This is a genomic window from Streptomyces griseus, from assembly GCF_900460065.1.
Taxonomy (GTDB): domain Bacteria; phylum Actinomycetota; class Actinomycetes; order Streptomycetales; family Streptomycetaceae; genus Streptomyces; species Streptomyces griseus.
Genome location: NZ_UAVD01000020.1, coordinates 1 through 26,137, shown reverse-complemented (window position 1 = coordinate 26,137; position 26,137 = coordinate 1). Strand labels below are relative to the sequence as shown.

21 protein-coding genes are annotated in these 26,137 nt (G+C 71.8%); 4 read left to right on the top strand and 17 right to left on the bottom strand.

Annotation, left to right across the window (positions count from 1 at the left end; translation table 11 throughout):
* Positions 1-262: 262 nt before the first annotated feature.
* A complete protein-coding gene (locus DTB53_RS09035) occupies positions 263-1,174 on the top strand; it encodes an alpha/beta fold hydrolase (protein WP_003970077.1) in 912 nt (303 codons plus the stop codon).
* A gap of 19 nt (positions 1,175-1,193) precedes the next feature.
* Here the strand turns inward: DTB53_RS09035 and fxsT are convergent, their stop codons facing one another.
* From fxsT to DTB53_RS09010, 5 genes are all read right to left on the bottom strand, one after another.
* Positions 1,194-5,129 carry an FxSxx-COOH system tetratricopeptide repeat protein gene (gene fxsT / locus DTB53_RS09030; RefSeq protein WP_012381521.1) on the bottom strand — a complete coding sequence of 1,312 codons (3,936 nt, stop codon included), beginning with the start codon at positions 5,127-5,129 and terminating at the stop codon, positions 1,194-1,196.
* Positions 5,126-6,466, bottom strand: a complete 1,341-nt coding sequence (gene fsxC / locus DTB53_RS09025; protein WP_012381520.1) for an FxsC protein — start codon at positions 6,464-6,466, stop codon at positions 5,126-5,128. The genes fxsT and fsxC overlap by 4 nt, the downstream gene beginning before the upstream one ends.
* A 74-nt stretch (positions 6,467-6,540) precedes the next feature.
* The gene (fxsBH, locus tag DTB53_RS09020; protein ID WP_012381519.1) at positions 6,541-8,880 is read right to left on the bottom strand and encodes a radical SAM/SPASM protein FxsBH, inactivated beta-hydroxylase extension form; all 2,340 of its coding nucleotides are present in this window, start codon (positions 8,878-8,880) and stop codon (positions 6,541-6,543) included.
* 30 nt (positions 8,881-8,910) lie between these two features.
* A complete protein-coding gene (fxsA, locus tag DTB53_RS09015; RefSeq protein ID WP_202465315.1) occupies positions 8,911-9,117 on the bottom strand; it encodes an FxSxx-COOH cyclophane-containing RiPP peptide in 207 nt (68 codons plus the stop codon).
* Positions 9,118-9,433: 316 nt separating this feature from the next.
* On the bottom strand, positions 9,434-10,141 hold the full coding sequence (locus DTB53_RS09010) for a hypothetical protein (protein ID WP_012381518.1): 708 nt from the start codon (positions 10,139-10,141) through the stop codon (positions 9,434-9,436).
* 288 nt (positions 10,142-10,429) lie between these two features.
* On the opposite strand from DTB53_RS09010, the gene DTB53_RS09005 reads away from it, so the two are divergent.
* Positions 10,430-11,356 (top strand): DUF4231 domain-containing protein, encoded by a 927-nt coding sequence (locus tag DTB53_RS09005; protein WP_003970070.1) that lies wholly within the window; start codon positions 10,430-10,432, stop codon positions 11,354-11,356.
* A gap of 128 nt (positions 11,357-11,484) precedes the next feature.
* On the opposite strand, the gene DTB53_RS09000 is transcribed toward DTB53_RS09005, so the two are convergent.
* The 10 genes from DTB53_RS09000 to DTB53_RS08955 all read right to left on the bottom strand — a co-directional run bounded on the left by DTB53_RS09000 (position 11,485) and on the right by DTB53_RS08955 (position 22,123).
* Positions 11,485-11,964 carry a hypothetical protein gene (locus DTB53_RS09000; RefSeq protein WP_003970069.1) on the bottom strand — a complete coding sequence of 160 codons (480 nt, stop codon included), beginning with the start codon at positions 11,962-11,964 and terminating at the stop codon, positions 11,485-11,487.
* Positions 11,965-12,165: 201 nt separating this feature from the next.
* On the bottom strand, positions 12,166-13,065 hold the full coding sequence (locus tag DTB53_RS08995; protein WP_003970068.1) for a S1 family peptidase: 900 nt from the start codon (positions 13,063-13,065) through the stop codon (positions 12,166-12,168).
* Positions 13,066-13,295: 230 nt separating this feature from the next.
* Positions 13,296-14,117, bottom strand: a complete 822-nt coding sequence (locus tag DTB53_RS08990; protein WP_012381517.1) for a DUF1684 domain-containing protein — start codon at positions 14,115-14,117, stop codon at positions 13,296-13,298.
* A gap of 4 nt (positions 14,118-14,121) precedes the next feature.
* Entirely contained in the window at positions 14,122-15,402 is a 1,281-nt protein-coding gene (locus DTB53_RS08985; RefSeq protein ID WP_030706075.1) for an NtaA/DmoA family FMN-dependent monooxygenase, read from the bottom strand.
* 14 nt (positions 15,403-15,416) lie between these two features.
* Positions 15,417-16,493 carry an LLM class flavin-dependent oxidoreductase gene (locus tag DTB53_RS08980; protein WP_003970065.1) on the bottom strand — a complete coding sequence of 359 codons (1,077 nt, stop codon included), beginning with the start codon at positions 16,491-16,493 and terminating at the stop codon, positions 15,417-15,419.
* Between the two features lie 166 nt (positions 16,494-16,659).
* The gene (locus DTB53_RS08975; protein ID WP_012381515.1) at positions 16,660-17,634 is read right to left on the bottom strand and encodes an ABC transporter substrate-binding protein; all 975 of its coding nucleotides are present in this window, start codon (positions 17,632-17,634) and stop codon (positions 16,660-16,662) included.
* A 39-nt stretch (positions 17,635-17,673) separates the two neighbouring features.
* A complete protein-coding gene (locus DTB53_RS08970; RefSeq protein WP_042497472.1) occupies positions 17,674-18,426 on the bottom strand; it encodes an amino acid ABC transporter ATP-binding protein in 753 nt (250 codons plus the stop codon).
* Positions 18,427-18,443: 17 nt separating this feature from the next.
* Complete coding sequence (locus DTB53_RS08965; RefSeq protein WP_012381513.1) at positions 18,444-19,361, bottom strand: amino acid ABC transporter permease; 918 nt, start codon at positions 19,359-19,361, stop codon at positions 18,444-18,446.
* A gap of 57 nt (positions 19,362-19,418) precedes the next feature.
* On the bottom strand, positions 19,419-21,260 hold the full coding sequence (locus tag DTB53_RS08960) for an FAD/NAD(P)-binding protein (RefSeq protein WP_012381512.1): 1,842 nt from the start codon (positions 21,258-21,260) through the stop codon (positions 19,419-19,421).
* Complete coding sequence (locus DTB53_RS08955; RefSeq protein WP_003970060.1) at positions 21,257-22,123, bottom strand: amino acid ABC transporter permease; 867 nt, start codon at positions 22,121-22,123, stop codon at positions 21,257-21,259. Before DTB53_RS08955 ends, DTB53_RS08960 begins: the two co-directional genes overlap by 4 nt.
* A gap of 464 nt (positions 22,124-22,587) precedes the next feature.
* Here DTB53_RS08955 and DTB53_RS08950 point away from each other — a divergent pair, with 464 nt between their 5' ends.
* Positions 22,588-23,526 (top strand): ABC transporter substrate-binding protein, encoded by a 939-nt coding sequence (locus DTB53_RS08950; RefSeq protein WP_003970059.1) that lies wholly within the window; start codon positions 22,588-22,590, stop codon positions 23,524-23,526.
* Between the two features lie 43 nt (positions 23,527-23,569).
* On the opposite strand, the gene DTB53_RS08945 is transcribed toward DTB53_RS08950, so the two are convergent.
* The gene (locus DTB53_RS08945) at positions 23,570-24,811 is read right to left on the bottom strand and encodes a DUF5685 family protein (protein WP_012381511.1); all 1,242 of its coding nucleotides are present in this window, start codon (positions 24,809-24,811) and stop codon (positions 23,570-23,572) included.
* A gap of 308 nt (positions 24,812-25,119) precedes the next feature.
* On the opposite strand from DTB53_RS08945, the gene DTB53_RS08940 reads away from it, so the two are divergent.
* Entirely contained in the window at positions 25,120-25,563 is a 444-nt protein-coding gene (locus DTB53_RS08940) for a cell division protein SepF (RefSeq protein ID WP_003970057.1), read from the top strand.
* 67 nt (positions 25,564-25,630) lie between these two features.
* Here DTB53_RS08940 and DTB53_RS08935 read toward each other — a convergent pair.
* Positions 25,631-26,137 (bottom strand): acyl-CoA dehydrogenase family protein (locus DTB53_RS08935; protein WP_256656829.1); only part of this gene is annotated, 507 nt, incomplete at its 5' end.

The window sequence follows — 26,137 nt, the reverse complement described above, 5'->3', positions numbered from 1 at the left end:
CGATCGCGAACACTCGGTGCGACCGTTGACGGCCCCTGGGTGAGGACTAGTCCTGTCCGGTATTCGACGGCGCGGATCCGGATGGCGTGCCCGGCCGTCGGGATGCCGCGGCGAATCGTCCGCCGGGAGCCTCCCCCTCCCCGCACAGTTCCTGTCGCCCGGCAGTCCCGGTAACGCCCCTGATGGGTCATCATCGAAAGGGCAGCACGCGCCGGGCACACCGTGCCCGGGCCGGCCGGGTGACCGAGCTGAGGAGGAACGGGTGCGCAATCGGGTGCTCGCGGCGGATGGCCGGCATCTGATGGTGGAGCGGATGGGGGACCCGAGAGGAAGACCGGTCTTCCTGCTGCACGGCACCCCGGGCAGCAGGCTCGGGCCCGCTCCCCGGGGCATGGTGCTCTACCAGCGCCATACGCAGCTGATCGCCTACGACCGCCCCGGATACGGCGACAGCGACCGGCACGAGGGCCGCCGGATCAAGGACGTCGTCGAGGACGTCCGGGCCATCGCCGACTCGCTGGGGCTGGACCGGTTCGCCGTGGTGGGCCGCTCCGGCGGCGCCCCGCACGCCCTGGCCTGCGCGGCGCTCATGCCGGAACGGATCACCCGGACCGCGGCGCTGGTCAGCCTGGCGCCCCCGGACGCGGCCGGTCTCGACTGGTTCGAGGGGATGACCGCGTCCAACGTCCTCGCGTACTCCACGGCGGCGGACGACCCGGACAGCCTGGCGGAGTCCTTCATCGTCCGCTCGGCCCAGATCCGGCGGAACCCGGTCCGGCTCCTGGACGATCTGCGCCGGGAGCTGACCGCCTCCGACCGCCTGGTGGTCAACGACGCGGGGATCCGGTCCATGCTGCTGCGCAACTACAGCGAGGGACTGCGGCATTCGGCGTACGGCTGGATCGACGACGCCCTCGCGTTCTCCAGCCCCTGGGGGTTCGATCCGTCCCGGATCACCGGCGAGGTGCTCCTCTGGCACGGGGTGCAGGACGTCTTCGCTCCGGTCGGCCACTCGCGCTGGCTGGCCGGGCAGATCCCGGGAGCCACCGCCGTACTCGAACCGTCGGCGGCCCACTTCGACGCGTTCCCCATGCTGCCCCGCATCCTGGACTGGCTGCTGGACGCGCGGGAACACCCCCGCCGGACGCTGCGGGCTGCCGTGCCGGGAGGGTGAGCCCTCCCGGCACGGCCGGTCACACCGACATGGGTTCCAGCTCCCGCCGGAACCGCTCCTCGGTCCGGGCGATCCGGACCAGCGGATGGTCGTCGCCGAGCTGCCGCGCCAGCTCGGGGACGAGGTCCGCCCGCAACTGCACCGCCTCGTCCTCGCGCCCCAGGGCGCCCAGCGTGACCGCCATGTTCGAGGTCATCGCGAGGGTCTCGGGATGGTGCGCCCCGAGCGCCTCGCGCAACTGCCCGGACAGCCGCTGCTCGGTCTCCAGCACGATGTCCAGCTCACCTCGGTCCGCCGTCGCGCTGGCCAGGTTCATCACACAGAACAGGGTGTTGGGGTGCTCCCGGCCGAAGGCCTCCCGCATGCCCGCGACGACCAGCTTCAGCACCCGCTCCGCCGCCTCCGGCTCCCCGGCCCCCGTCAGATAGACACCGAGGTTGTTCTGCGCCGCCAGGGTGTACGGGTGCTTCTCCCCCGGCACCTTCATGTACTGGTCCACGACCTCCTGCGCCGCGTCCCTCGCCTCGGCGCTCTCGCCCGCCGCGAACAGGTCCGCGGCGAGGTTGAGGTCGCAGGCCAGCGAATCGGGGTTGGCGATGGTGTACTTCGCCCGGTAGCGCGCACGGGTCGCCACCGTGAGCCGGCGGGCGTCCTCCAGCCGGCCCGCCCTGCGCAACGACACCGCGAGGCTCTTGGCGGCGCTCAGCGTGGCGGGGAAGCTGCGGCCCATCTTCTCCTTGAAGCTGTTGTACGCGGTGCTGAGCAGCACCACCGAATCCTCGTACCGTCCGACCTCCCGCAGGTCACGGGCGAGGTTCATGGCGGAGGAGAGGCTGTACGGGTGCTCCGGTCCCAGCACCTGGGAGCGGAGGTCGTAGACGTCCTGGTCGATCTCCCGGGCGCGGGCGTACTGGCCGACGCTGCGCAGGTTCAGGGCCAGGTTGTTGGCGGCGGCGAGCGTCCGGGGGTGGGAGTCGTGGAAGATCTGCCCGAAGCCCTCGTGGGCCTCGGTGGCCATCTCGATCGCCCGCGCGTAGTCCCCCAGCAGCCCGAGGTCGATGGCCAGGCTGCTGGTGGTCATGTACGTGTGCGGGTGCTCGGGCCCCAGCACCGCCCGCTGGCGTTCCAGGGTGATCTCGTCCAGTTCCTTCGCCTCGACGTAACGACCGCGGGTGCGCAGGATGTTGGAGAGGTGGAAGCAGAGGTAGAGGTACTGCAGATCGCTGACGCCCAGCTTCTCGCGCCAGATGTCGCGCAGTTCGTCGCCCAGCGCCCCCGCGGTCCTGATGTCACCGCGCTTCCAGAGGTAGCGGACCCGGTCGATCAGGAGCCTGCGGGTCTCCGGCTCCGTGCAGTTGCGGGCGTCGGAGGGGCCCAGGTGCGGCCAGATCGTGGCGAAGCGCGGCCAGGTCTCCGGGTTGTCTATCGGCTCGTCGTCGTCGGGCCGGGCCCCGGCGAGGATGCGGTGGACGACGTGCCGGGCCTCGCGCTGCTCCTCCTCGCTGAGCTGCGCCTTGATGACGGCCTGGACGAGGCGGTGGACCTGGATGGAGTTGGAGACCTGGTCGACCTTGGCGAGGGCGAAGCGGCCGATCTCCCTGATGACCCGCCCCAGCACCAGCTTCTCCTGGAGCGAGGAGTCGTACGGCTTCAGCGCGTCGATCATCTCCTTGCTGTAGAGGAGGTTCGCGGAGATCGGCTCCGGGGCGAAGAAGGCGCAGAGCTGGAGCAGCCGCACGGCGGCGGGTGAGCGCTCCTTGAGCCGGGAGATGGAGATGTTCCAGGTCGCGGCGACCGGTTCCGGGTAGCCGGCCGGCTGGTTGAGCCCGAGGACCTGGGGAGCCTGCTGGGCGAGCTGTTCGAGATAGGCGTCGATGGGGGTGGCGGTCTCCGCGATCCAGGCGGCGGCCTGCTCCACGGCGAGCGGCAGGTCGCCCACGGCGTCCGCCACCTGGTCGGCGTCCTCGAAGCCGAGCCCCGGCGCCCGGCGCTGGAGGTGCTCGATCGACTCCTCGCGCAGGAAGACGTCCACGGGCAGCGCGTCCCCGTGCTGGGACCAGCTCAGGTTGCGGGAGGTCACCAGGATGTGGCCGGAGCCTCCCTGCGGGAAGTAGCGGCGCAGCTGCTCGGGGTCGTCCGCGTTGTCGAAGACCAGCAGCCAGCGGTCCGAGGGCACGCCCCGCCGCAGCAGGTCCACGGCCTCCTGGGAGGCGGCGGCCATGTCGTCGCCGCCCTGGGCGCCGAGCCGGACCGCGAGCTCGGCGAGCGAGGCGACCACGTCGTCGGTCTGCTCGGACGATATCCACCACACGAGGTCGTAGTCGGCCATGAAGCGGTGCACGTACTCCAGGGCCACCTGGGTCTTGCCGACGCCGCCCAGTCCGTACAGGGTCTGCGGCTGCGGCAGCACGACGGCCAGGCCGCCGCCGAGCTGGTCGCGCATCCGCTCCAGGACGAGCGAGCGGCCGGTGAAGCCGGGGTTGCGGGGCGGCGCGTTCCAGATCCTCGGCACCGTGCCGGGGAAGCGGGGCCCGGGCGACACCCCGTCCGTCACCTGGACCGGGCGGTCCAGGGCCCGCATCACGGCGGTGGTGGCGTGCACCTCGTCCAGCCGGAAGAGGTCGACCGGGTTGCGGTCGATGTACGGGGCGCTCAGGCGTACGTCCCCGATCCGCAGGGGGACCAGCCGGCGACGGCCGCTGCCGACGGCCTCCGTGGCGGTCCGCTCCCACAGTTCGACCGCGCGCTGGGACTTCAGGTAGGCGCTGGAGAGCAGCACGACGGTACGGGCGGCGTTCTCCGCTGTGGTGTCGGCGGGCTCGTCCGGGGAGCGTTCGGCGGAGACGTCACGCGGAACCACCCGGAAGCCGGCCCGGGTGAGAATCGATTCGAGCCAGTCGGCCCACATCCGGTTCTCCGCCACGTAGCTGAGGAAGAGATCGGCGGGCATGGCGGGCCTGCGCCGGGTGAAGGCGTCGCGGATCCGCAGGCGGACCTCGTCCCCGATCGGGGGCATCGAGGTGATCTCCCGGTCGGTGATGACCGCGACGAGCCGTTCGAAGGCGGAGAGCAGCGAGTTGGTGAGCCCGGCCTCGTCGCCGAAGGTGGCGAGCGTCTCCTCGTAGGCGTAGTAGGGCCGGTAGGGGATCTCCACCGCACCCCAGTAGGCGGTGAGTTCGTCGCCGGACAGGTCGCGCGGCAGCCGGTCGAACTTGAGCCGGGCCAGCGCCCGTCCGGCGTCCGCCTTCTCCTTCTCGCCCTCGTCGATGCGCATCGGCACCGGGTAGAGGGCGATGGGGCGGCCGGTGTTGCGCTCGGCGATCTGGCGGGCGACGGAGGCCGCGCCGTCGATGGACTGGTCGCTGAGGGTGAAGCAGTCGACGAGCACGTCGGGGAGGTGGACCGTGCAGATGTCGGCGATGTCGCTGAGGCCGGTCCGGCTGTCGATGAGGACGTAGTCGTAGTTGGCCTTCATGTCGTCGCGCAGGGCGTCGAAGAAGTGGCCCCCGCCGAAACGGTCGTAGAAGTTGTCCCAGTCGAAGGTGGAGACGGTGGCGCTGTACTCGCGGTTCTGCCGCCCGGCGGAGACGAAGTCGAGCGTGCCGCCCTGCGGGAACTCCCAGCCGAGCGACTCCGGGGTCAGTGACACGGCGTGCGGCTGGATGCGGGCGTAGTCGCGGTGCCAGTCCTCGGGGCGCTGGGCGGGGCTGGTCGCGGCCCAGGCGTACTCGGTGATCAGGTCGATCACGCCGGTGGTGGCGCCGAGCGTGGCCGGGTCGAGGAAGGGGTGGAAGAACCGGTGCAGCCCGGGGGCCTCCAGGTCCCAGTCGACGGCCAGCACCCGCTTGCCGTTGGCCGCGAGGATCCAGGCGGTGTTGGCGAGCGCCATGGTGCGCCCGGTACCGCCCTTGTACGAGTAGAAGGTGACGATGCGCCCGTCACGACCGGCACTCATAGGTCCTCCGCTTCCGTCGCAGGGTCGTGCGGGTCGGGGATGTAACGCGTGCTGCCCATGGGGCCGGTGAGCCGGGTCCGCTCACCGGAGCCGCCGCCGGATCCGGGCGGGTAGGCCTTGGCGTGCTTGAGGTACTGCTGGGCGGCGACCTCCACCACCTGGGGCAGGAGCTGGCCGAACGCCTCCATGGTGGGCACCCCTTTGGCGGCCGCCCGGCACAGGGCCCGGCCCTGGCCCATCTTGATCGGCATGGTCGCTTCGAGCTGCTGGGTGAGTTCGCTCTCCGCCGCTCTGCTCTGGTGGTCGTCACGGCTCCAGGGGACGACCATGGTCACCCAGGGCCGGTTCTCGGCGTCGAAGGCGGCGAGCCTGCGGCGGTGGTCCTCGTCCCGGAGGGCCCAGCGGTCGACGAGCAGGATCTCGGGGGTGCTGGGCGAGGTCTTGCCGTCGTTGCGGTCCTCGTCGAACGAGGTGATGACGGCCTGGTAGTTGAGGGAGCGGACCAGTTCCTCCGCCACATAGGCCAGGGGGCGCGCGGCGGCCGGGTAGTAGGGGTTCCAGTCCTGCGGGTGGTCCCCGTAGTGGTCGCTGTTGCGGCCCTCGGGCAGATCGTGCCGGGTGGGGGCCGCGATGGTGATCTGCATCGGCCGGGGAGCGCCGACTCCGCTGCTCGGGGAGCCGAAGGCGCTGGGCGCGAGGCGGTAGTCGACGGGGCGGCCGGTGTCGATGCGTACCGAGTCGGCGACGCTCACGATGCGTTTGGCCAGTTCGTAGACGGCCCGTTCGTACTCCTCGGCGAAGAGTCTGAGCTTGATCAGGCCGTACAGGCCGTCGCTGACGTACCGTTCCCCGAAATCACGGTGGTTGAACTGCAACCGCTCGGCGGATCCCGGCAGTTGGCTCGGTGGTACGGGTACCCAGAGGGCCGGGACGATGGCCTCGGCGGGCTGGTTGGAGCGGGCGCGCTGGTGGATGGCGCGCTGTTCGAAGGCGTACCACTCCTTGCCGCACATCTCGCTGGCGAAGTAGCGGGGTGAGAACAGCGGGACGAAGACCCGGCAGGTGGCGAGGACGTCGCCGAGCCGCTCCGACCAGCCCTCCCCGGAACGTATCTCCCGGTCCATGAAGCCCGCCGGCGCGCCCGCGGGTAAGTCGGTCATGGCCATCACGTGACCGCAGAGGTCCTGGAAAAGCCGTTCGACCCACATATCGGGGTCCGTTCCGCCGCCGTACCCCGGCGTATGGGCGTAACTCAGAAAGAAATACGGCCGATGGCCCACCGTTCGCTGTTGCGTCGATGCGTGCACACGACCCCCGTCCTGTGTGAGCACTCGCATCCCGTAAGGAGGAAGGGAGTGGAAGCGAACTCATCATTCCGGAGCGGACCGCTTTCCACCCCCCTGCCGTTCGGTCATTCGAACGTCACTTTCCGGTCAGATGCTGCGACGTTCGACGGCCGGCCGGACGGCGGGAGGTTCCTGTCGCGATTCTTCTCGGTCGCGCTCCGGGTTCCGCTGATCTCCTTGCGGACAGCGGAGATCAGCTGTTTTCCGTCGACCGTCACCTCCGCCGCGTTTTCGATCTTGTCGAGAGCTTCCGGAACACCGGTGAGGTAGCGCGGATCATAAAGCCCGAGCCCTGCCCGTTCGAATGTCTCGGCCAGCAGTCGGGAGAACGTCACGTGTTCGTTCCCCCAAGGCGTCCGATGTTCCCAGGTACCGTCCAAGGCGTAAAGATCCGTCACTTCGCCGAGCGCCCGCAGTTTCGCCCGGCGAAATCCGCTCAGCAGCCCGAGCGCCAGTTCCTCCGCCCCCGCCGACGGCCCGACGCCGAGCGCGCCGGGCCCGTGGCTTCCCGGCTCGGCCCCGCCGGTGGACAGCGGGGTCAGCGTGGTGAGCGTACGGGCGGCCTCGGCGGCCTGGTCGGGTACGGCGTCGGCCAGCAGCGACCAGGCGTCGGCGACCCGGTGCGCCCAGGCGTCGGCCTCCTGCGCTCGCAGGCGGTCGGTCGCGGGCTCCTCGAAGCAGTCGCGGAGGGGGTCGAGATCGTCCAGCAGGAGTACGGGGGCCGGCGCCCGGCGCAGGACGTGCACGGGCAGCCAGTGCGGGCCCTCGGGCTCCCCGGGACCGATGCGCGGCTCGGCGCCGGGCGCGTCCCCCGGTCGGCGGACGAGGAATCCGGCGTCTTTCGCCCGCACCACGGCCGGTCCCCGGTCCCGTGGACCGCCGAGGAGCACGGTGCCGAGCGTGGGCAGGTGGAGGCCTCCGTCGCGGTACGCCACGGGCACCGACAGATCGAGTCCGGCGCGGACGGCGGCGGCGGCCACGGTCGCGGCGAGCCGTTCGGCGGCGGCTTCCGGCAGGCCGCGGCCCGCCTCGACGTCCTCCAGTGCGCCGACCAGCCAGGTCCGGGTGTAGGGGTGCGCGAGCACGGTGTCGAGCGCCTCGGCGCCCGGGGGCTCCTCCTCCACCGCCGCCGCGAGCCGCCAGGCGCCGTCCCAGAGGGACCCGCCCCGCCCGTCGAGGGTGTCGTGGAGCGCCGCGAGCAGCGTTCGGGTCAGGTCCAGGTGGGCGGCGAGCAGTTCGTCCGGCGCCCGGACGGCGGGCGACTCGGTGGCCGCGGCCGTGCGCTCCTCGATGCCCCGGATCAGGGCGGCCAGGTCGGCGCAGTAGACGGACGGGTTGTCGAAGCCGCCGGGATCCGCCGGGGCGCTTCCGGAGCGGTACCGGTGGGTGTAGAGCCCGCCGCCGCACGAGCGCACGACGGGGCAGCGGCGGCAGGTCTCGCCGACCCCGGCCAGACCGAGCTGCCGCGCCCGGACCCCGGGGTGGGCGGCGACCTCGTCGAAGGTGTTGCGGAAGACGTCGAACCCGGTGGCGGCGGCGCCCTCGTAGGCGCTCTTGAGCGAGTCGACCTGTTCCAGCTGCCCGTCGGTCTCGATGACGACGAGGTCGGTGGGGGCCAGGCCGAGGGACTCGGTGAGGCTGGGGCCGCCGTTCAGGCTGGAGAGCACCGAGGCGAACATGCGGACGGGCATGGGGCGGCGCAGCTCCGTCCAGCGGTCGAAGACCGCCAGGAGCCATTCGGCGTACGCGGTGGGCGATCCGCCCGGCCGCGGGGGCGGATCGTCCCAGGTGGCGTGCGGCAGCAGGAAATCGACGAGCGGCGGTTCGAGTGCGGCGAGAGCGTCGTGCACGGCCACCGGGTCGTTGTGGATGTCCACCGTGCAGAGCAGGCCGAGGTCCAGATGGCGGTAGCGCTCCTCGCGGAGCAGTGCGACCGCTCGCATCACCATCGGGTGGCTGCTGCGTCCGTTGGCGAACAGGCGGTGCCGGTCGTTGGCCGCGCGGTCGCCGTCGAGCGAGATCCCGACCCGGACGTGGAACTCGTCGAAGAGGTCGAGGTAGCGGGGGCTGAGCTGGACGCCGTTGGTGTGGATCCTCAGGTCCAGCTCAGCGATGCCGTTCAGGGCCGAGCCGAGCTCCTCGCAGACCCGTCGCAGTCGCGCGGGCCCCGCCAGAAGCGGTTCCCCGCCGTGCAGGATCACTGTGACGGAGGGGAGCGCATGAGTCGTCGCATGCTCGGCCAGGCGCCGGGCGGTCCAGGAAATCGCCTCGTCGGAGATGGTCCTGGGGCGGGTCGACCAGCTCTGATCTGCATGTTCGTAGACATAGCAATGATCACAGGCCAGATCGCACCGGCTGTGCACTTTGAGCACGAATTCGCGAAAGGGGACCAGGGGTCCTGTCATTCCGCCATTCTAGCCACTTCTGACGTCGGCTCAGAGAGCCGAACTGAAGGTGGAAATCCGGGTGGAACGGGCCGTTGTCGCGCCACAGACACGGCTGAGCTTCCTGACGGCCTCGGCGCTGTGGACGTCGGTCGCCGCGAGGGTTGCGCGGGTCTTCGCAGTGGCGAAGGCAGGGGTGGTTCCGTAGGTCTTCACGGCCGTCCTAGGGGGATCCTGAAGGGGTCTGTTTCCGGACATTGAAACGCTGCCGGATTCCGTGTCATCACACGTCCCGGCACGCGCACTTTACTACCGCGGAGGCCCTTCCACATGCCGGCGGAGCAGCCTTCACACCTGGTTTCGAAAGTCGAAACACGCCTTCCGTTCGGCCGCTCGGGTGAGCGGCGCGGGCCTGGGGGAACCGGTGGGCCGAAGATCGGGCCCAGCCGCCGCCGGCCCTCGCAGGTGAGAGCCTTCCCGCCGTCGGCGCGACCGCCCGCGCGCACGCTCTCAGCGCGCGCCGTGACGCGTCCGGTCCGCACGCGTCGGGGCGAGCCGACGGGAGGGCGCCCCCCTACTTCACCGGTTCCTCGCCGGGGATGTTGTGCTGCACGCGGGCGCCGCGCAGGCAGTCCAGGACGCGCTCGTGACTGTCGCCCACGACGTCGGTGACCCGCACCCGGACGTGCAGCACGTCGACCCGCTCGACACACCGCCGGGAGAAGACGCCCACCGGCACCGTCTCGTAGTTCCCGGTGCCGACCAGCGGAAAGCCCGCGCCGAAGGCGATGAGCTGGTAGTCCCGCCCCACCGTCAGGCCGCCCGCCGTGAGCGTGGCCACGACGTCCGGGACCGGGACCCAGGGGGCCGCCCCGACACCGTCCCCGCCGCGCAGCGCCACGCGGCACTCCCAGCTCTCGATCACGGCGATGTGCTGGCCGCCGTTGAGGATCCCGACCCGCCAGGCGGGCTCCCCCTCGGCGAGCAGCCCCTTGCGCCAGGACCCCCGCCAGCCGAGGTAGGGCCGGACCGTACGGGCGTACTGCGCCCTCGCCAGGACGGCGCCGACGGCCACGGCCAGGAGGCTCCCGAGCGCTTCCATGTCCAGCAGTTCCAGGCGCCAGGGCCAGTCGCCCCGGACGTCGGGCGGGACGTTGGCCCGTACCGCCTCCCACAGCAGGATCAGGATCAGCACCGCGAGCAGCCACAGCGGCACGGCGAAGAGCAGCGGGCTGCGGCGCACCCGGCGCTGGCTGTCCTGGAGCGGCGCGCCCTCGTCCACGGCTCCGACTCGGTCCCCCTCGATGGCCCCTCCCCCGCCCGGAGGTGGTCGCGCCCGCTGAGCGAAGCGACAACTCACCTGTATTCAGGTCCAGTTGGGCAACCTTGCCACAGGGCGGCGATCCGGGGAAGGACACCCGCGCGGAAGTGGCCGAACCCTGACGCGGCACCCGCCCGGGGAGCCGGGACGCTCTTGCCGGGTCCGGCGCTCCCCCCTACTCTCGTGGCCCCGGGCGGGGCAGGCGGCACGACCGGCCGGGTCATACGACAACTGCAGACGGAGGCGTCCATGACGGCGTTGCCTGAGCCGCTGAGATCCATGGTCTTCAGGAACGATGACCTGCCGGCGCTGTTCCACCACACGGACGCGGTCGCCGTGGCCCGCCAGCGTGAGGCCGTGAACACCACCCGGGCGCAACTCGCGCTGCTCGTGGCGGGCACGGTGCCCGCGGCGCTGCCCTGGCACACGGAGGACGGCCCCGCGGCCCGCGCCCTGTACGGCGCCGCGGTGCTCGCCTATCTGGGCGTACTCTTCGCGACCTTTCTCGCCTCCCACCGCAAAGCAAAGTCGCACTGGCAACTGAACCGCTCGGCGGCCGAGTTCATCAAGTCCAACTGCTGGCGCTACGCGGTCCACGGCGCACCGTTCGACAGCGCGTCCGAGCACCCGGAGGCGCTGTTCGCCAACCGGCTGGAGGACGGTCTCCAGGAGCTGCGGAAGGTGGGCTGGGCCGACCCGCGCGAGGAACTGCCGGATTCCGGCGGCCTCATCACCGAATCCATGCGGGCGCTGCGGAACAAGGCCTACACGGTCCGCAAGGAAACGTACGTACGGGACCGGCTCATCGAACAGCGGCGCTGGTACCGCCGACGGCAGCAGGCCTCCCGGCGGGGGGCGCTCCTGTGGTCGGGCGCCATCGTCGCGCTGACGCTCCCGGCGTTGGCGCTGAGCGTGCTCCAGGTCTTCGGGGTGGGGCGTTCGTTCGGCCTGACGGGGGCGTTCTCCGCGGCGGCGGCGGCCTGTCTCGCCTGGAACGAGATGCGTCGGCACCATCCGTTGGTCTCGGCTCACTCGCTGGTGGAGAAGGACCTGGAATCGATGCAGGCCGCCATGGAGACCACGCTCACCGAGCGGCACTGGCCGGCGGCGGTGTTCGAGACCGAGCGGATCGTGTCGCCCGAGCACACCGACTGGCTGGTCAGACACCGCGTGTGAGCCGGCGGGGCGTACGGGCGGACGGGGCGTGCGGGCAGGAGCCCCCCCGTACGGCCCGTTCACCGGGGGTCGCGCGGTCCGTTCGTCGGCCGTCCTCGCCTGCGGCCCGTCGGGCGGGCCTCCCCCGGTCAGCCGCGCAGCACTCCGTCGCGCCAGATCACGGTGACGGGGCGGCCGAGGGTGCGGGCGTACGTCACGATGTCGCCGGTGCCGCCGAGGCCGCGGGCCGGGAGGCCGTCCCAGACCGCGAGCAGCCGGTCGCAGTGGTCGGCGATGTAGGCGCCCGCCGCGTAGTACGCCTCGTCGGTGGAGTGCGGGAAGTCGAGCCGGACCTCGCGTACCGCGCGCCCCTTGAGCATCCGGTAGCGGGCGAGGTCGACGGCGTTCTCGAAGCAGGCCTCGTAGTCGCCGCTGGGGATCACCGCGGTGAGTTCGGCGCCGCAGGCGAGGGCGAGGTCGGCGAAGATCTGGTCGGCGCCGACGGCCAGGCTGGAGAGCGCGTGCGTCGCGCCGTCGATGCCGCACAGCGCGGCCCGCAGCCCCGCGAGCACATGGGCCTCGGCCTCGGCGGGGATGGAGCGGTGACCGGTCACTCCGATGCGATTCACGGACCTGCTACCCCCTGATGCCAGCGGAGCGCGGCCGGGGGCGCGCCCGCCCCGTCGCCCCGCCCCCCGTCGCCGCGCAGCGGCGACCCGTCGTGGCGACATCCTCTCAAGAGCTCCCCGGCGAGCGGGAGCCCCCGTCCGGAATTCCGGACGGGGGCACGTTTGTACGGACTGCTCCGTACCCGACCGGGGCGGGGCCGGTCAGTACACGCTGACGCCGTACGCGCTCAGCGCCTCGGTGACCGGCTGGAAGAAGGTCGTGCCGCCGGAGGAGCAGTTGCCGCTGCCGCCGGAGGTCAGACCGATCGCCCGGGTGCCGGAGTAGAGCGGGCCGCCGGAGTCGCCGGGCTCCGCGCACACGTTGGTGCGGATCATGCCGTAGACGACGTCGCCGCCCCCGTAGTTGACGGTGGCGTTGAGTGCGGTGACCGAACCGCTGTGGGTGCCGGTGGTGGAGCCGCGGCGGGTGACCGCCATGCCGACGGTGGCGTTGGCGGCGCTGGTGATGTCCTGGCCGCCGACCGTGCCGTCCTTGGGAATGGTGGTGTTGGTGTAGCGCACGATGCCGTAGTCGTTGTTCGGGAAGCTCGACCCGGAGGTCGTGCCGAGCACCGTGGTGCGGGCCGAGTTCGCCCACCAGGTGGTCGCGCCGTCCGTGCAGTGGCCGGCGGTCAGGAAGTAGTAGGTGCTGCCGCTGCGGACGTTGAAGCCGAGCGAGCAGCGTCCGGTGCTGGAGTAGATCGCGTCGCCGCCGGAGATCAGCTTGGTGAACTTCCCGGGGGTGCGCTCGATCCGCAGCGCGTCGGCGTTGGCGCCCGCCGACTTCTTGATCTGGTTGATCTCCGCCTTCGAGACCGTGCTGTCGACGGTGACGACGAGGCGCTTGGACTGCGGGTCGATGTTCCAGGCGGTGCCCGCGATGTCGGCGCCGAGCACGGCGTCGCTCGCCGCGGTCAGCTGGTTGGCACTGAACGTCCGGGGGGTTTCGGCGTTCGCGGTGGGAACGGCCAGCGCCGCGACGGCGGCGAGCCCCGCGAGTACGGCGGTGGTGCGGACGCGTCTCGCCGCGTTCGAGCGGTTGCTGGTGCGCTTGATCCTCACTTCGGGTTCCTCCGAGGGGAATCGGGGGCCCTCCTGTGGGGTGGCGGGCCCGTGAGGCGCAGTCGGGGGCCTGTCCGGATTTCGAATTCGCCGTGCCCCTGACAATCGCTGACCGGAGTATCGAGGGGGCCGGACGGGGGACGCAAGAATGCCTTTCGGCCACGCGGGTCACATCCGTCACCGGCCCCGGGAGCCGTGCGGCTGCCGGGGCCGGTGGGGCCTCGCGCGGGTCAGGCGTCGATCCGGTTCCGCTCCCCCGCCAAAACCGCCGCGGCGAGCGTGTTGCCCGGGGGCGGGAACGGGCAGATGAAGTGATCGGCGAAGGCGCACGGCGGCAGCAGCGCGCGGTTGAAGTCGACCTCCACACGGCCGTCGGCGGCGGGCGCGCCGGGCCGCAGGAAACGGAAGCGGTAGCTGCTGTTTCCGCTGGTCGCGTCGGCGAAGACGGCCCACAGCGACCCGTCGGGTTCGACCGCCACCTGGAGCGTGTGCTCCTCGCCGTCCACCGTGAAGGCGATCTCCCCGCCGAGCCCGAGACCGCGCTCGACCCCGTCCGCGTTGGCCACCCGCACGGTACGGTCGCCGCCGTAGGGCCGGAAGGTCCCCGACAGCGCCCAGCGGGGGTCGTACGGGGTGGCCTCGATGGTCGAGAAGGCGTGCCGGGCCGGTGATCCCGGGTCGAAGTCCCGTACCGCCCAGAGCCCTTCGCGGCGGAGCACCACCAGCCGCCGCTCCCCCCGCGCCACCCGGGAGTCGTCGATGGCCCCCCGGTCCGCGCCGAGCGCGACCTCGCCGGTCAGCAGCTTGCCGTCGACGACGAGTCCGTCCTCGGCGGCGGCCGTGAGGACCACCTCATCGCCGTTCTCACGCCAGTGTCCGGGGACGGCCGGAATTCGCCCTTCCGGGTAGTCCGAGAGCCAGTGGGTTCCGGTCAGGGAGAGAGGGCCGTACGGGGCGGCGACGGCGACGACGCGCCCTTCGTGCCATCGCCGCCACTCCTGTGCGGCGTCCGGCCCGCCGCCCTGCTCCTGCTGCGTCGCATCCGTGCTCATGCGGTCAACCTTTCCATACCGGCTCCGGGAGGCCGAGGTGCGACCGCAGCGTGGAGCCGGTGTATGCGGAGCGGAACGCGCCGCTCTCCTGGAGCAGCGGGACGACCCGGTCGACGAAGTCGTCCAGGCCGCTCGGGGTGAGATGGGGGACGAGGATGAAACCGTCGGCGGCCCGTTCGTCGACGAACGCGGTCAGCTCCGCCGCCACCGTCCGCGGGGAGCCGATGAACGACTGGCGGGTGGTCGTCTCGATGACCGTCTGCCGCAGGGAGAGCCCCTTGGCCTCGGCGATCGCGCGCCAGCGGGCGACGACGGCGACCGGGTCCCCGTACAGGACCCTGCCCTGGACGAGGCCGGAGTCGATGACGGGGTCGATCTCGGGGAGCGGTCCGTCGGGGTCGTAGGCGGAGAGGTCGGTGCCCCAGAGCTGTTCGGCGGTGAGGATCGCGTTCTGCGGGGAGATCTGCTGCCGGCGGATCTCGGCGGCGCGCTCCTGGGCCTCGGCGTCGGTGTCGCCGGTCACCACGGTGACGCCGGGCATGATCTTCAGGTCGTCGGGCTCCCTGCCGTACGCCGCCAGCCGGGCCTTGACGTCGGTGTAGAAGGCGCGGCCCGCCTCCAGGGTGCCGTGCCGGGTGAAGATGACGTCGGCGGCGGAGGCGGCGAACTCCCGGCCCTCGTCGGAGTCCCCGGCCTGGATGACGACCGGGTGGCCCTGCGGCGAGCGCGGCACGGTGAACTCGCCGGAGATCGTGAACTGCGGCCCCTCGTGGGCGAACGGCCGTGACTCGCCGTCGGGGGTCCAGGAGTCCCACAGCTCGCGGGCCGTGGCGACGAACTCGGCGGCCCGGGTGTACCGGTCGGCCCGGTCCAGAAAGCCGCCCCGGCGGAAGTTCTCCCCGGTGAAGGCGTCGGAGGAGGTCACCACGTTCCAGGCGGCCCGGCCCGCGCTGAGGTGGTCGAGGGTGGCGAGCCGGCGGGCGAGTTCGTACGGCTCGTTGAAGGTGGCGTTGACGGTGGCGGCGAGGCCGAGCCGGTCGGTGACGGCGGCCAGCGCGTTCAGCACGGTCAGCGACTCGGGCCGGCCGACCACGTCGAGGTCGTGGACGCGGCCGTTGTGCTCGCGCAGCCGCAGCCCCTCGGCGAGGAAGAAGAAGTCGAACTTGCCGCGCTCCGCCGTCCGGGCCAGCGACTCGAAGGAGGAGAAGTCGATCTGGCTGCGGGAGCGGGGGTCGGACCACACGGTGGTGTTGTTGACGCCGGGGAAGTGGGCGGCGAGGTGCATCGGGCGGGGCACGGTCATGCCTCCTTCGCGGTCGTCCTGGCGGCGGCGTAGCGGCTGGCGGGGCGCACGAGCCCCAGGTGTTCGCGCAGGGTGCCGCCGGGGTGGAAGGTACGGAAGAGGCTGCGGTGCTGGAGGAGGGCCACGGTGCCGTTGACGATCCTTTCGAGGTCGCGCTCGGGGGTGATGGGGGTGAGGTGGAAGCCGTCGGCCACGCCGGCCCGGTGCCACTGGGCGATGAGGTCGGCGAGATCGACCGGGCCGCCCCGGAAGTAGGTGCCGCGCCCGGCGAGCCGCGGTCCGCTCTCCAGTCCGGGTTCCGGCGCGGACTCCCGGTCCCCGAGGTCGACGGTCAGCGCGACCAGGACCCGCAGCGTCCCGGGGTCGCGCCCGTGGGCGGCGGCCTTGGCCCGCACCTCGTCACGGACGGCGGCCGCCTGCTCGGGGGTGGTGGCCCGGATGTGGACGACATCGGCGTGCCGGGCCGCCGCCTCGCGGGCCGGGGCGGTGGTGGCGTCGATGACGGTGACCGGGCGGCCCTGCGGCGGTCGCGGCACGATCGCGGGGCCCTTCACCGTGAAGGTGGAGCCCTCGAAGTCGACGTAGTGCAGCTTGTCCCGGTCGATGAAGCGGCCGGTGGCGACGGACCGGATCTCGGCGTCGTCCTCCCAGCTGTCCCACAGCCGCCCGGAGACGTCGGCCACTTCCCCGGCCTCCTGCCACAGGGCGGCGGGCGGGGCCGCGGGGCGGCGGCCGAACAGCCGGGCCTCCGCCTCGGTGGTGGACACGTCCGCGCTCCAGCCGGCACGGCCCCGGCTCACCCAGTCCAGGGTGGCGACGGCCGAGGAGACGTGGAAGGGCTCGGTGTGGGTGGTGGTGACGGTCGGGACGAGGCCGACGCGGTCGGTGGCGGGTGCGACGCGGGCGAGGACGGCGAGCGCGTCGAGCCCGGGGCGGGCGAACGAGTCGCCGAGGGTGACGTAGTCGAGCGCGCCGTCCTCGGCGAGCCGGGCGAGCCGGAGGTAGTGCCCGGCGTCGTAGTGCGGCGGGCCGCCGATCTCGGCGGCCAGGTGGAGGGAGGCAGGGGCGGACATGCGGGGACCTCTCGGGTCGACGGTCGGTCGGGAGCGAGGCGGGGGCCGTTCACCGGCCGCGCGACGGACGGGACGCGCGGCCGGGGCGGCGGGCCCGGCGGGCCCTCGGGGTGTCCTGCCGGCCGCGGACCGGCCCCGGCCGGCGGGACACCCCGGTTCGGCTCGGTCAGCTCTTCGTCCTGGGCAGGCCGGGCGGGTTGATCTCCGACTTCTCCACGGCCTCACCGCTGAGCCCCCACCGCTTCAGCACCTTGCCGTAGGAGCCGTCCTTGACGATGTGGTCGATCGCGGCGGCGTACGCCTCGACGAGGCCGCTGCCCTTCTTGGTGGTGGCCGCGATCTTGCCCTGGAGGCCGCCGCCGGCTCCGGAGATCTGTCCGGCGATCTCGCTCTGGCCGGAGGTCGCGACGTGGTAGGCGGCGGACGGGCTCGGGCCGAGGTGGGCGTCGATGCGGCCCGACTGGAGGGGGAGGTAGTAGTCGTTCTCCTTCTGGAAGTACTTGATGTCCACGGGCTCGCGCCCGGCCTTGACGTTCTCCTCGCTCCACTCCACGAGGATCTTCTCCTGGTTGGTGCCGGAGGAGACCGAGATCGTCTTGCCCGCGACGTCCGCGGGGCCCTTCACCTTCCAGCCGGAGCCCTTCTTGGCCTCGAAGGCGATGTTGTCGAGCCGGTAGGTGGCGAAGTCGTACTTCTCCTTGCGCTCCTCGGTCACGGTGACGTTGGAGAGGACCCCGTCGAACTTGGAGCTGTCCAGGCCGACGAAGAGGTTCTCCCAGGAGACCTCCTCGAACTCCGGCTTCAGACCGAGGGTGTCGGCGACGAGGGTGGCGATGTCGATCTCGGAACCGATCCGGGTCCTGTCGTCGGTGGCGTAGAAGCCGAGCGGCGGCACGGCGTCCGCGCTGGCCCCGATCCGCAGCGTGCCGCGCTCGCGGATCGCCTCGGGGACGAGGGCGGCGACGGCGTCCACCTTCTCGCCTCTGAGGCGGTCCTGGTCGGGGCTGGTGTTGACCCCGGTGTGCTTCTTGTCCTTGGACGCCGCCACGTCGGTGGAGACGTCGGGGTTGCCGCAGGCGGTGAGGACTCCGGCGGCGGTGAGCGTGGCGAGGGCGAGGACGGTGCTGCGGCGGACGGACACGTACGTACTCCTAGCGGATGAAGGGTGCATGAGGGCGGGTCAGAGAACCTTGGAGAGGAACGCGCGGGTGCGCTCCTGGGCGGGACGGTCCAGCAGGTCGGCGGGCGGGCCCTGCTCGACGATGCGGCCTTCGTCCATGAAGACGACGGTGTCGGCGACCTCACGGGCGAAGCCGATCTCATGGGTGACGACGATCATCGTGGTGCCGCCGTGCGCCAGGTCCTTGATGACGTCGAGGACCTCGCCGACGAGCTCCGGGTCCAGGGCGGACGTCGGCTCGTCGAAGAGGAGGAGCCGGGGCTCCAGCGCCAGGGCGCGGGCGATGGCGACGCGCTGCTGCTGACCGCCGGAGAGCTGCCCGGGGTAGGCCGCGGCCCGGTCGGCGAGACCGACCCGCTCCAGCAGCTTCTCCGCCGTCGCGACGGCCTCCTTGCGGGGGCGGCGCAGCGCGGAGACGGGCGCCTCGATGATGTTCTCCAGCACGGTGAGGTGCGGGAAGAGGTTGAAGTTCTGGAAGACGAAGCCGATCTTGGTGCGCTGGCGCAGCACCTCGCGCTCGCGCAGCTCGTAGAGCTTGTCGCCGTCCCTGCGGTAGCCGACCAGGGTGCCGTCCACGCTGATCCAGCCCTGGTCGACCTTCTCCAGGTGGTTGATGGTGCGCAGCAGGGTGGACTTGCCGGAGCCGGAGGGGCCGAGGATGACGGTGACCTCGCCGGGCCGTACCGAGAGGTCGATGCCGCGCAGCACCTCCAGGGATCCGAAGCTCTTGTGCACGGAGCGGATCTCGACCATGGCATCGCTGGGTGCGCTCATCGCACGGCCCCCTTGGCGTAGTGACGTTCGACGTAGTACTGGACGATCGAGAGGGCGGTGGTCAGGAGGATGTACCAGGCGGTGGCGACCATCAGCAGCGGGACGACCCGGCCGCTGCGGCCGTAGACGACCTGGACCTGGTAGAACAGCTCGCCGATCGCCATGACGGAGACGATCGAGGTGCCCTTGAACAGCGAGATGATCTCGTTGGCCGCGTTGGGCAGGATGGAGCGCATCGCCTGCGGGAGCACGATCCGCCGCAGCTGCCGGAGTCTGGGGATGCCGAGGGCGGACGCCGCCTCCAACTGGCCGCCGCCGACGGCCAGTACTCCACCGCGCACGATCTCCGCCGCGTACGCCGCCTGGTGCAGCGCGAGGCCGAGGACGGCAGCACTGACCGCGCCGACCAGGTTCATCGTGTCGAAGGTGAAGAAGCCCGGCCCGAACGGGATGCCGAACTGCAACTCCTTGTAGAGATAGGCCAGGTTGAACCAGAACAGCAGTTGCACGATGAGCGGGATCGAGCGGAACGCCCAGATGTAGCCGTACGCGACCGTCCTGAGGAACGGGCTGGCCGACAGCCGCATGAACGCCAGCACGATGCCGAGCGCGAAGCCCAGGACCGTTCCGTAGAAGGTCAGTTGGAGGGTGAGCCAGACCGCCTTGAGGATGACCGGCGCGGAGAAGAACTGCGCGAAGACGTCCCACTCCCAGCCGGGGTTGGTGACCAGCCCGTTGATGAACTGGGCGACCAGCACGGCGGTCACGGCGACGGCGACCCAGCGCCAGGGGTGGCGGGCCGGGACGACGGTGAGCTCTCCGTAGTCGGTGCCGGGGTCGGCCGCCTTCGGAGCGGGTGGGCCGTCGGGGGTCCCGGCGGGTGGATCGATGGGTGGATCGCTGGTCAGCGACATGAGTGGAGTCCTTGGGCGCGGTTGCGGCGGCGGTACGGGGAAGGGGCGGGCGGCCGGTCAGGAGGCGAGCCGGCCGCGACAGGAGAGGTCGCGCAGGAAGGTGAGCGCGGCGCGCGCGGCGGCGTCGTTCTGCCGGAAGGCGGGTCCGCCGGTACGGGGCCGGGTGAACGCCCCGCTGTTGCGGGCGGTGGTGAAGGGGCCCAGCGCGAAGCGGCGCGGGTGCGGGCGGCCGGCGCGGTCCAGCACCCGGCTGTCGCGCGGGTCCACGGAGAGCAGCCCGGTGTCGGTGACGGCGGCGCCCTCGTCGCGCAGCGCGCGCAGCAGGGGGCTCGCGGTGTGCCGGAGCGAGGGGTCGGGGAGGCGGGCCTCGACCAGGGCGCGGGCCTCGGTGTGCGCACCGGGGACGGTGGCGCCGGTGGCCCGGAAGAGGCCGTGCTCCTCGTCGGTCTCCACGGTGAGGTCCGCACCGAGGAAGCGGACGACCCCGGCCCGGGAGAGGGCCAGGAGCTGCCGGAGCCGGGGCCCCGGCGGGCCGGAGGCAAGATAGCTGAAGAAGCCGTGCCACCAGCCGCCGATGTCGCCGAGCCGGACGAGCTGGGCGTAGGCGGTGAGCAGCCCGACGAAGACCGCGAGGTCCTCGCTGTGTGCCGGATCGTGACGGCGGGTCAGATCAGCGGTGATGTAGTCGCGCAGGGCTTCCTGGAGGGCCTCGGGCGAGGCGTGGCGGACGCCTTCCAGGGGGCGGTCCAGGGCGTCGAGGTCGAGCCGGTCGGCGGGGTCGGGCACGGCCTCGGCGATCAGCCCGGCGAGCTCGGGGCTCCCCGGATCGGCCGCCGCGTACTTCTCGGCGAAGACCTCGTGGGCCAGGGCGGTGCGCTCGGGGTGGGCGGTGAACAGCCGGTGGTAGTGGGCGTGGCCGAGCTCCTTCGCGACCGCCGGCCAGACATCGCGCCGGAAGTCGAGCGGCCCGGGCCGGCCCAGCAGTTCGTCGGCCCACTTCTCGTCCAGGTGCGCGGGCGCCGCCGGGCGTTCGCCGGTCCAGCCGTAGCCGATCTTCGCGTGGTACGGGACGCCGCGCCGCGATCCGACGTACAGCACGGGTTCCCGGCCCGACGGCAGGTAGACCCCGTTCTCGTGGCGGCCGCCGCGTCCCTCGGTGAGCAGGACCATCAGGTCGATGAAGGCGAGCCCGAAGCCCCGGACGATGACCGGGTCCCCGGGGCGCAGGGCGTCGAGGTCGCTGTCGGCGGTGAAGTCCGGCGGCAGGTGCACCAGGCCGTGCCGCCGGGCGAAGGCGCTCAGCCGTTGCTGCTCGGGCTCCTCCTCGGCGTCGAGGTGGCCCACGGTCAGGACGACGAGGTCGGCGGGGAGCGGTTCGGCGCGGTCCTGGAGGCGGACGTGCTGGCGGCCGCCGCGCGGTCCGCCGACGGCGAGGGCGGTGGTGCGGTGCTCGTGCACGGTGATGCCCGGCGGGAGGGCGGCCAGGGCGCGGTCGTAGGTCCAGCGCAGGTAGGCGCTCTGGAGTCGCCGGGAGGGGAAGTCGGTGCCGGCGAGACCGTGTATCTCGGCCAGCACGTCGGGGTCCGCCGAGGGGACGACGCGGCCCGCGCGGACGTCCTCGGCCCAGCTGTCCAGGGCGGGGCCGGCCACGACCGGCCCGTCCAGGTCCACGGTCTCGTCGGTGAACATGGTGACGTCCTCGGCCATGGAGTTCATCCACAGCAGCGGCGACTGGTCGGGCCGCCAGATCCGCCCGCCGCCCGCCGGGTAGGGGTCGACCAGGTGGATGTCCAGGCGGTGGTCCCCGTACAGCTCCTCGGCGTTGGCGGCGATGCGCTCGATGACGCCGGTGCCGCGCGGGCCGCCGCCGATCACCACGATGCTGGGTGCGGAGCTCATCGCGCACCCGCCGTGCCACGGGCGTAGTACCGCTCCACGTAGCGCTGGCCGATGCTCAGCAGCGTGGTGACGGCCGCGTACCAGAGCGTGGCGACGAGCAGCAGCGGGATGACCTGGTAGGTGCGGTGGTAGACGAGCTGGACGGAGTACAGCAGGTCCTGCACGGCGATGATGCTGACGATGGAGGTGCCCTTGAGGGTGCCGATCAGCATGTTCCCGGCCGGCGGCACGATGGAGCGCATGGCCTGCGGCAGCACGATGCGCCGGAATCGTCGCCAGGGGCCGAGCCCGAGGGACTGGGCGGCCTCCACCTGTCCGCGTTCGACGGAGAGGATCCCGCCGCGCACCACCTCGGCGGCGTAGGCGGCCTCGTGCAGGGTCAGTCCGATGACCGCGATGGTGACCGGGCCGAGGAGGCTGACCGTGGAGACGCCGAGGATCTGCGGGTACAGCGCGCCGATGTTGAACCAGAACAGCAGCTGGACCAGGATCGGCGTGGACCTGAACAACCAGACGTAGCCCCAACTGACCGCCTGGAGAACGGGGTTGCCGGAGAGCCGCATGACCGCGAGCAGGGCTCCCAGCACGAAGCCGAGCACCACGACCACCGCGGTGAGCCAGAGCGTGAGCCAGAGCCCGCGCAGCACGGGGACGGTGCCGAAGTAGGAGAGCACGACGTCCCACTGGAAGGCGTCGTTGCGGATGACCGAGTTCAGCGCCAGCGCGAGCAGCACGAGGACGACGGCAGCCGCTGTCCAACGGCCTGTTCGGCGTACGGGGACGATGCGCGGCACCGCGTCGGCATCGCCCTTGACGAGCGGCCGGGAGGAGGGAGGGGGCAGCGAGACGGTCTGCGGGGGCATGCGGGAGCTCCGTGGATGCTCAGATCGAACACGGGGCGTGCCTTCACACCGGAAAACCACACGAGGACCGGGCCCCTCAGCGCCGGTCCATGGGTCCGAGATAAGCGGCGGGTACGGGGAGTTGTCAAGCCTGTCCACACTGTGAGCCGTAGATCTCATCTTGGTTGACGTGCACTCGGATGCCTGTTCCACTAAGCCCATGCATCCGCAGCAGTGGCTGGTCACCCGCTCCCACATCGACTTCGGTCGCGTGTGGTCCTCTTCCTGTTGAGCTGACTCCCCGCTGTCCGGTTTTCCCTGCTCACGCCCGTTCTCTCGGCGTTCGAGCCCCGTTCCTCGCGTGACCTCACCTTCACCACACCGCTCCACCCTCCCCTCGCACCGCTGAACACATCCGCCGTCCCCCCGTGCCCGCTGGTGGCCCGGGGCGGTCGGCCCATCCCACGAACCCGGAGAGCACAGCCATGCCCAGATCCCGACATACCGCTCTGTTCACCCTGATCACCGTGGCCGCGCTGACCCTCACCGGCTGCGCCGAGCCGACAGAGGCGGCGGACGGCGGGCCGGACAAGGAGGCGGCTCGGGCGAAGACCCCGACGACGGACGTGGTCTCCGATGTCCGCAAGGACGAGGCCGCGGCGAAACTCCTCCCGGCCGGGGTCAGGGAGGCGGGCACACTGCGGGTCGCCGCCGCCATCGGCACCCCGCCCGGAGCCTTCTACGAGCAGGACGGCACCACCCTGGCCGGCGCGGACATCGATTTCGCGGACGCGGCGGCCCGGGTGCTCGGGCTGGAACTGAAGCGCGAGGTGGCGTCGTTCGAGGCGATCCTGCCGGCGCTGGGCAGCGGGAAGTACGACCTGGGGACGGGCAACTTCGGGGTCACCGACGTACGCCGCAAGACCGTCGACTTCGTGACGTACATCAACGACGGGCAGGGCTTCGCGGTCCGTGAGGACAGCGCGCTGAAGAAGGTCACCGACCTCACCCAGCTGTGCGGGCTGAACGTGGCCACCGGGGCGGGCACCACCTTCGAGGTGACGCTCCAGGAGAATCTGCCCCGGTGCGCGGAGGCCGGCAAGAAGCCGTACGAGGTCAAGACGTACGCCGACCAGACGGCCGTCTGGCTCTCGCTCCAGCAGAACCGCAGCGATGTGGTGATGTCCACGATCAACGGGCTGCGCTACGGAGTCAGTCAGCAGGAGGGGCTGCGCTTCCTCAACGAGTTCAAGCGGCTCGACGTGGGCTTCGCGTTCAAGAAGGGCACCCCGCTGGCGCCCGCCTTCCAGGCCGCGGTCAACCGGCTCAAGAAGGACGGGACCTACGACCGCATCCTGAAGAAGTGGGGCACCACCGATTCCGCGATCCCGTCCTCGGAGATCTCGCCGCCCGAACTGAAGTGACCTGACGCCGGGCCCGCCCGCCGCGCCGGCGGGCGGGCCCCGTTCAGCAGTCGCAGCCGCAGGACTCCCCGCAACAGCAGCAGCCCTCGCCGCACTGGCCGCAGCAGTTGCAGGCCTCGCAGCAGTCGCCGCAGCTCTGGCACGGCGCCTGCCGCTGCTCCCGGCTCCAGGGGTCCTCGAAGCTGCCGCAGCACATCTGGCAGGTGCAGGCGAGCCCGGCCCAGACCAGGCATCCGGCGATCAGCCCGCGCCGGTCGCGGGGCGGGCGCGGCGGAGGCGGCGCGCCCGGGCCGCCGGGCGGCGGACCGTACGGGTCCCCCGGCGTCGGGCCGTACGGCCCGGCGGGCGGCGCGCCGTACGGATTCCCCGGCGGGGGGCCGTAGGCGCCCTCGGGCAGCTGAAGTCCCCGCTGCCCCTGATGGGAGCAGGACGAGGTGCCGAAGGCCCGGTCGACCGAGCGGCGCAGCTCATGGGCGAGGAGGACGTGGACGAGCGTCCCGTCGGTGAACTCCGCCTCCCGCAGCGCGAGCCGTATGCCGTGCAGCGCGTCGTCGCAGAGCCGGCGCGCCTCGGACAGCGGTGTGCCGGTGGCGGTCAGCGGGTTCCAGGCGCCCGACGCGGCGTCGGCCTCCCGGTCCTCGACGGCGTCCAGGAGGTGGGCGAGCCGTCCGAAGAGGCGGCCGGCCTCCGCGAGCGGTGCGGCGTTCCCCTCCTTCCCGGCCAGCACGGCGGTGTGCGCGAAGGCGGCGGCGGTGGCGGTCTCGGTCGGCTCCGTGACCGTCAGCAGCGGGGTGCCCGGACCGGCGAGCGTCTCGATGCCGGTCTGCCGGTCGACCGCGTCGACGAGGAGGGCGGTGTCGAAGCCGAGGGCCGCCCCGGTCCGTGCCCCCGCCCGGTCCCACCCGGCGGCCACCCGGCGCGCGGCGGCGGCGACCGGGCGGCGGGCCAACAGCCCGTCCCGGTCGGCGACGTGGTCGCGGACCTTGGCCGAGGCGAGGACGAGCGAGACGGCGGCGGCGAGCCGTGCCCCTTCCCCCTTGGCCACCGGTGCGGTGCGCATGGCGCGCAGTGGGCAGGGGCCGGCGGTGCGCCGGTCGGCGGGCGTCAGGCCGGTCTGAGCCTCCGTCAGGACGGAGACGATCAGGCCGTCATAGTTCGTGACGATACGGGCGAACTGTCCGTGATCCGCCCTCAGGGCCAGGCACAGACCGCAGAGATGGGCCATCCACTCCACCCGGAGACCTTCGGAGAGCCGATGGGTACAGGGCCTGACGATTCCGAACACGACGATCCCCCGTGAGCCGTTCAGCCGGTGCGCGACGCTCGCGCACCCAGGCGTCGTGCATCGTATCGAGCACCCCGTTCACCCGTACGTCCCCCGGATCACCCGTACGGCCGGAGCATCATATTTTCCTTCTACAAGCCCCCTTATGCGGGAGGAACCCTGACGAATCGCCACATCTTCTGCACCAGTAGCGTCACGAATCGCCTGCGAGCCGACTATCCACTTGGCGCGGTATCCGCATCATGGTCGACCATAGGGATACGAAAGAGATGCGGAACACCAAGGAACCGCGGTGAGAGGAGGCGTCCATGGGATCGGTGCGCAAGGCGAGTGCCTGGCTGGGCCTCGTAGAGGACAACGACGAGCGGTACTACGACGACGAGTACGCCGAGGGTGCGGAGACCGGCACGGGCAACCAGGCCTGGGTCACCGACCCGCGGGTGCAGGTGGCCGCGGAGACGGCCGAGGAGCAGGACCGCCGGATCGCGACGGTGACCCCGGACAGCTTCCGGGACGCACGCGCCATCGGCGAGCTGTTCCGGGACGGCGTCCCGGTGATCGTCAACCTCACGGCCATGGACCCCGCCGACGCCAAGCGCGTGGTGGACTTCGCCGCCGGGCTGATCTTCGGCCTCCGCGGCTCGATCGACCGGGTGGCCACCCGGGTCTTCCTGCTGTCCCCCGCCGACACCCAGGTGGTCGCGGGCGAAGCCGCCGGCCGCAAGACCGACGGCTTCTTCAACCAGAGCTGAGCAGGGCGCTCGCCGGAAAGATCCGGTCAACGCATCCGGCAGGCACGCGCGTGAGCCCGCGTCCCGCTCACCGGAAGGCGTCGAGACCGGTGAGCGCCTTGCCCAGTACCAGCTGGTGCATCTCCACCGTCCCCTCGTAGGTGAGCACCGACTCCAGGTTCGTGGCGTGCCGCATCACCGGATACTCCAGCGAGATCCCGTTGGCCCCGAGGATCGTGCGCGAGGTGCGGCAGATCTCGATCGCCTCCCGCACGTTGTTGAGCTTGCCGAAACTGACCTGCTCCGGCCGGAGCCCGCCCGCGTCCATGCGGCGGCCCAGGTGGTGGGCGAGCAGGATGCCCTTGTGCAGCTCCACGGCCATGTCGGCCAGCTTGGCCTGGGTGAGCTGGAAGCCGCCGATCGGCCGGCCGAACTGTTCCCGGCCCCTCGCGTAGTCGAGGGCCGACTCGAAGCTGGCCCGGGCCGCGCCCATGGACCCCCACACGATGCCGTAGCGCGCATGGCTCAGACAGCTGAGCGGACCGCGCAGCCCGCTCGCGTCCGGAAGCACCGCGTCCGCGGGGAGCCGTACCTC

Coding starts and splice junctions, on each gene's coding strand:
- fxsT (WP_012381521.1), bottom strand. CDS start 5,129: ATGAGTGCCGGTCGTGACGGGCGCATCGTCACCTTCTACTCGTACAAG.
- fsxC (WP_012381520.1), bottom strand. CDS start 6,466: ATGCGAGTGCTCACACAGGACGGGGGTCGTGTGCACGCATCGACGCAA.
- fxsBH (WP_012381519.1), bottom strand. CDS start 8,880: ATGACAGGACCCCTGGTCCCCTTTCGCGAATTCGTGCTCAAAGTGCAC.
- fxsA (WP_202465315.1), bottom strand. CDS start 9,117: ATGTCCGGAAACAGACCCCTTCAGGATCCCCCTAGGACGGCCGTGAAG.
- DTB53_RS09005 (WP_003970070.1), top strand. CDS start 10,430: ATGACGGCGTTGCCTGAGCCGCTGAGATCCATGGTCTTCAGGAACGAT.
- DTB53_RS08990 (WP_012381517.1), bottom strand. CDS start 14,117: ATGAGCACGGATGCGACGCAGCAGGAGCAGGGCGGCGGGCCGGACGCC.
- DTB53_RS08985 (WP_030706075.1), bottom strand. CDS start 15,402: ATGCACCTCGCCGCCCACTTCCCCGGCGTCAACAACACCACCGTGTGG.
- DTB53_RS08980 (WP_003970065.1), bottom strand. CDS start 16,493: ATGTCCGCCCCTGCCTCCCTCCACCTGGCCGCCGAGATCGGCGGCCCG.
- DTB53_RS08970 (WP_042497472.1), bottom strand. CDS start 18,426: ATGGTCGAGATCCGCTCCGTGCACAAGAGCTTCGGATCCCTGGAGGTG.
- DTB53_RS08965 (WP_012381513.1), bottom strand. CDS start 19,361: ATGTCGCTGACCAGCGATCCACCCATCGATCCACCCGCCGGGACCCCC.
- DTB53_RS08960 (WP_012381512.1), bottom strand. CDS start 21,260: ATGAGCTCCGCACCCAGCATCGTGGTGATCGGCGGCGGCCCGCGCGGC.
- DTB53_RS08955 (WP_003970060.1), bottom strand. CDS start 22,123: ATGCCCCCGCAGACCGTCTCGCTGCCCCCTCCCTCCTCCCGGCCGCTC.
- DTB53_RS08950 (WP_003970059.1), top strand. CDS start 22,588: ATGCCCAGATCCCGACATACCGCTCTGTTCACCCTGATCACCGTGGCC.
- DTB53_RS08940 (WP_003970057.1), top strand. CDS start 25,120: ATGGGATCGGTGCGCAAGGCGAGTGCCTGGCTGGGCCTCGTAGAGGAC.